This is a genomic window from Rhodopirellula maiorica SM1 (assembly GCF_000346295.1).
GTDB lineage: Bacteria > Planctomycetota > Planctomycetia > Pirellulales > Pirellulaceae > Novipirellula > Novipirellula maiorica.
The window spans coordinates 1-4,645 of the sequence record NZ_ANOG01000455.1 but is presented as its reverse complement, the minus strand read 5'-3'; the positions used below and the strand labels follow the sequence as shown (position 1 = coordinate 4,645).

Below are 4,645 nucleotides of genomic sequence, written 5' to 3'. Positions count from 1 at the left end.
AAAGTTTACGTGGCAACGATGCGGTGAATTAACCGTACAGGCTTACAAAGACGCAATTCAAAACCGCTGATCACGAAAACAGAATGTTTTGTCCACCAATAACCTTGGCAACTAGAATTTTATCAGCGGCAGTATGCTTTTCGGCAAAGCATGTCGACGCTGAATCCCCACGTATGCCTCAACGGCCTCGAAAAACACTCTCAAAACGTCCTCTTACGCTGCGTGACACTGCTCAACCAGTCGGCAACCAACATCCATGTCGCGTGACCTCGCAATGAATCTTCGTGTCCTGTTTGACATTTCCGTTCTCGGAGCCGCTCATGCACACCCCCATTCCCGTACGGGTGTTTTTCGCTACGTGGATCGACTCGCTCGCTTCCTGATCCAACAACCCGACCTCGATCTCAGCTGGACTCCCTACGGCAATCCAGACCACACCTGGGACGTGCTTGACGCTCTTCAGTGCGACCCAAGCTTACAAAGACCGATAACAGCATCGCTGATGAAGCGCCGATGCGTGGACTTCGTTGCAGGTCCGGTACAGTATCTCGCCTCGACTCATGCCTACCCCCTGGTACGTCCACTCATCGAGCCATGCAAGAGGATGCAACAAACTGCAACTTTCTCACAGCGAAACCTGAAAAACGCGGACATCATCCATAGCCCGTTTCACTCCTTTCCTAAACTCGATTTCTCGCTGCCGCGTCCTGTTCGATTTCTAACCGTACATGACTTGATTCCGCTCAAATTTCCGGAGCTGTTTGATCCTGCGATTGCGATGACCCAGCGACAAACACTGGACCAATTAACGAAGCGTGACTGGATCATCTGCAACTCACAAAACACTCGCAACGATCTGCTTCAGTTCTGCGACACACTGCATCCCGATCACGCTGTGGTCACGCCGCTAGCGGCAGCCGAGCACTTCGCGCGTTGCACCGACACCCAGCAAATCGAGCAAGTCCGCAAGAAATTGAACATCCCGCTCAATGCTCAATACTTCCTCAGTGTCTGCACCCTCGAACCGCGAAAAAACCTTCGGCATCTGGTCACGGTTTTTGAGCAAATCCTCAACCAACTCGACAAAGACACCTACCTCGTCCTGGTAGGAGCCAAGGGCTGGAAAATCGATTCGCTGATCCAATACCTCGCGAAATCGGGGAACCAGAACATATTGACACCGGGAAAGGTGGATGAAGAAGACTTGGCTCCGCTCTACAGCGACGCGATCGCATTTGTTTACCCGTCACTTTACGAAGGCTTTGGGCTTCCCCCATTAGAAGCCATGCAGTGCGGCACGCCAGTCATCTGCTCGGATAACTCGTCATTGCCCGAGGTGGTTGGCGATGCCGGCATTCTGATTGATGCCGAGCAACCGGACGATCTGGGCGACGCCATGACACGAGTTTACGCAGACCACGATTTGCGTCGTTCTCTATCCGCTGCCGGCTTGGAACGGGCACAACGTTTTAGTTGGCAACAATGTGGCCAGATGACGGTAAATGCTTATCAACGTGCGATCGAGTCGATAGAATAGCCCGCTCCCTTTCGCAACCTCAACGCAAGACGCCCCCAGGTGAAACGATCATGAGAAATATTCTCGGAAAAATTGCTATTCGCCTGCCAGGACTGCGGCACCAAATCCTGATCTACGAGACGCTTCGTGAAATCTCGGGAGTCCTGCAAGACGTTCGCCAAGAGGTTGCATCGATGCGAAAAACCGAAGCGATTCGATGCATTGAGAATGAATGGTCCTCGAATGAGCGTTTTAGCGACCCCAAACGCCTGCTGAGCTTTGCCGCACAAGTCAACTCGCAGAACGGTGAAGACGGAATGATCGCTGAAATTTTTCGGCGAATTGGCAGCGAATCAAAATGTTTTGTCGAGATCGGCTTACAAGATGGACGCGAGAGTAACACCGCATTCTTGGTCGCCTGCGGATGGACGGGTTACTGGATTGACGGCGGTACCGCGATGAAGCAAACGATCGAGCATCGCGACGATATCACCCCAAACGATTTAAAAACAATCACGGCGATGGTAACGCGAGAGAACGCCACTGAATTATTCACAGCGGCAGGCATCCCAACAGAATTTGATTTTCTGTCTCTCGACATTGACCAAAACACCTACTACGTATGGGAAGCGCTTGCGGCATATCGGCCGCGTGTTGTTGCAATCGAATACAACGCGACCGTCCCTCCCTACATCGACTGGAAAGCGAACTACTCGCCAACAAGGACGTGGGATGGAACCCAAAATTACGGAGCAAGTTTGAAGGCGCTCGAATTACTAGGGCATCAGCAAGGATACCGATTGGTCGGCTGCGACTTCACAGGAACCAACGCATTTTTCGTCCGCGAAGACCTCGCAGGAGACCACTTCCTACCTCCCTACACGGCGGAAAATCATTACGAACCTTCACGCTACCCACTGATTCACCACCGGTCTCATCGCCGAGAAATCCTTGACCGGCCAGCGAACTGATTCGGTTACAACATGACTGAACTTCGCCCCAAACTCAATCCATCTTGCTACCCGTCTTACTGGCGATGTTTTTTCTGCTGCTTCCTGTTGGCCGCTGCGGTCCTTACCTTCAGCGGATTCCAACACTACTTCGTCATTCCGATATTCGAAGATGGGGATTTCGCAGCCAACAGCCTTCAGATCGCTGACGCAATGAGGCTGCAAGAGATCTACGGCAACTATTCACGGTGGGAGTTTTCTCACCCTGGGCCGGCGTTCTTTTATGTTTATGCAATTGGCCAGCTTATTTTCCACTACGCGCTGGGCATCTGCCCTCAGGAACACAATGCGCAGCTGTTCACGGGAATGTTGTTTCAGACTGCGTTCTGGTCTCTTTCGGTTTGTGTGATCTACACCCATGCACGGCGTTGGAAACCTGTCTTGATTATTGCCTGCCTGAGCTTCATTCATTTTCAACTTTGCGAACAAGCGTTCATTAGCATCTGGCCACCTCATCAGTTGCTCATGCCATTTTTGTGCCTGCTACTATCCATCGCGTCGATCGTCGCTGGAAGTCGACAGTGGCTATGGTTGTTTGTTCTTTCGGCATGCTTTTGTATCCACGGACATGTAGCGCAACCGCTCTTCGTTCTTCCACTAACGGCAGTCGCGATTGCCGCTGTCATTTATTGGCAACGCCCATCGCCCTCTTCGCTAAAAGCCACACATTGGACCCGAGTGCGGAATGCATTGTGGCAAAGAGACGTCGCCGCGAGCGCCTTGATTACGATCCCCTTCCTAATCCCATTATTTGCCGATTGGCTGAAATTACGCGACAGCAATCTCGCTCGCATTCTCTCACACATTCGCTCTCACGATGAACCGGACCACACCCTCGAACAATCACTAAACTACTACTTGCAATTTTATCGATATTGGGATTTCCACGACGCACCCGAGTCCGATGAGCTTGTCGATCTGCTGAGCTCGTTTCCGTGGATTTACAGCGGTTGGCTTGTCGTCATGCTGTTGACGCTAGCCGGGCTAGGCTTGGCTTGGAAACGTCGAACCGCATCGCTTCGCTGGCTGAGATGGACCAGCAGCTTGCTATTGATCTCCATCCTTGCCCAGATCTTGACGCTCAAGTGGGGATGCATGATGGATGGCGAAATGTTCGCATTCAACGCGTTCATCAATTATGCGATGGTCTTTCTCAATATCTGCTTATTCACAAGCGTTCTACAATGCTTCCTGAATCAAAAAGCGGAATGGATCGCCGCAACGGTCTGCTGCGTCACTTTGCTAGTCGTGGCCGCCAAACCAATTCACCATGACCGCTGGATCTCTGACACCGGCTATCGCCCTATGCAGGGACGAAATCTGGATTTACAAAACGGCCATGTCCAATTGCCTGCCGACAGTTGGATCTATTTCCAATCGCCGGATCCTGCAAACGACTGGATCCTCATGACGGGGCAGGCCAACCAGTGGCGAAAAGACCAACTCAATGTCGTCGTGCCCGACAACCTAAGCATCTTTTTTGGAAAGCAACGCACCATTCAACATTTTCTCGACCGGGATGAACCTCATCAACTCACGAGTATTGAAGTAGCGTCGCAGCCACGAGTGGATTCAAGCCAAAAATTCGACGGCAGTTTTAAGCTGACATCTGTGGTCGACCTCAACGACAGCGTGTACACCATTCCTCTGGAAACGCTGGCGTCAAAACATTCAGGAGCGTCGGTGCAAACGGACCCTACGACGGGGCAGTTCGTCCAGATGGGCGGCGCCCCGATGGTAGTTGCGATCCCCCTTCGCCCAACGCAACAAGCGACGATGCTCAAAGTCGAACTGAGCCCTCCTACTAGCGACTCGTTTTGGCTGACCCTTGACGTCGGAGCAACAGAGGCGGCACATGAACTTATCAAGCAGCGACAGACACTCAATCTCTTACTTCCACCTGATTGGGTGAACAAGTCGATTTCGGATTATGGATCTCTTGTCATTCGCATTCAACTCAGTACCCAACCCACTCCTTCCACATTGCTGTCCAAACGGGCAACCATGGGATTTCGCATCCACCATTTTTCGTTGACCACGGATTAGCGATTTCCTTTATGTGCTTGCGACTCTGCCCTCTTCCTCGACCGACGTTATTTCCACTGTGAATTTACCTTCT

The 4,645-nt window shown here is 51.8% G+C and carries 3 protein-coding genes; all 3 read left to right on the top strand.

Features of this window, described 5'->3' with window-relative positions:
• The first annotated feature begins 604 nt into the window (after positions 1-604).
• The 3 genes from RMSM_RS14345 to RMSM_RS14335 all read left to right on the top strand — a co-directional run bounded on the left by RMSM_RS14345 (position 605) and on the right by RMSM_RS14335 (position 4,572).
• Positions 605-1,537 (top strand): glycosyltransferase family 4 protein, encoded by a 933-nt coding sequence (locus tag RMSM_RS14345; RefSeq protein ID WP_008697293.1) that lies wholly within the window; start codon positions 605-607, stop codon positions 1,535-1,537.
• Between the two features lie 50 nt (positions 1,538-1,587).
• The gene (locus RMSM_RS14340; RefSeq protein ID WP_008697291.1) at positions 1,588-2,487 is read left to right on the top strand and encodes a hypothetical protein; all 900 of its coding nucleotides are present in this window, start codon (positions 1,588-1,590) and stop codon (positions 2,485-2,487) included.
• Positions 2,488-3,246: 759 nt separating this feature from the next.
• Entirely contained in the window at positions 3,247-4,572 is a 1,326-nt protein-coding gene (locus RMSM_RS14335; protein WP_144057645.1) for a hypothetical protein, read from the top strand.
• Positions 4,573-4,645 lie beyond the last annotated feature (73 nt).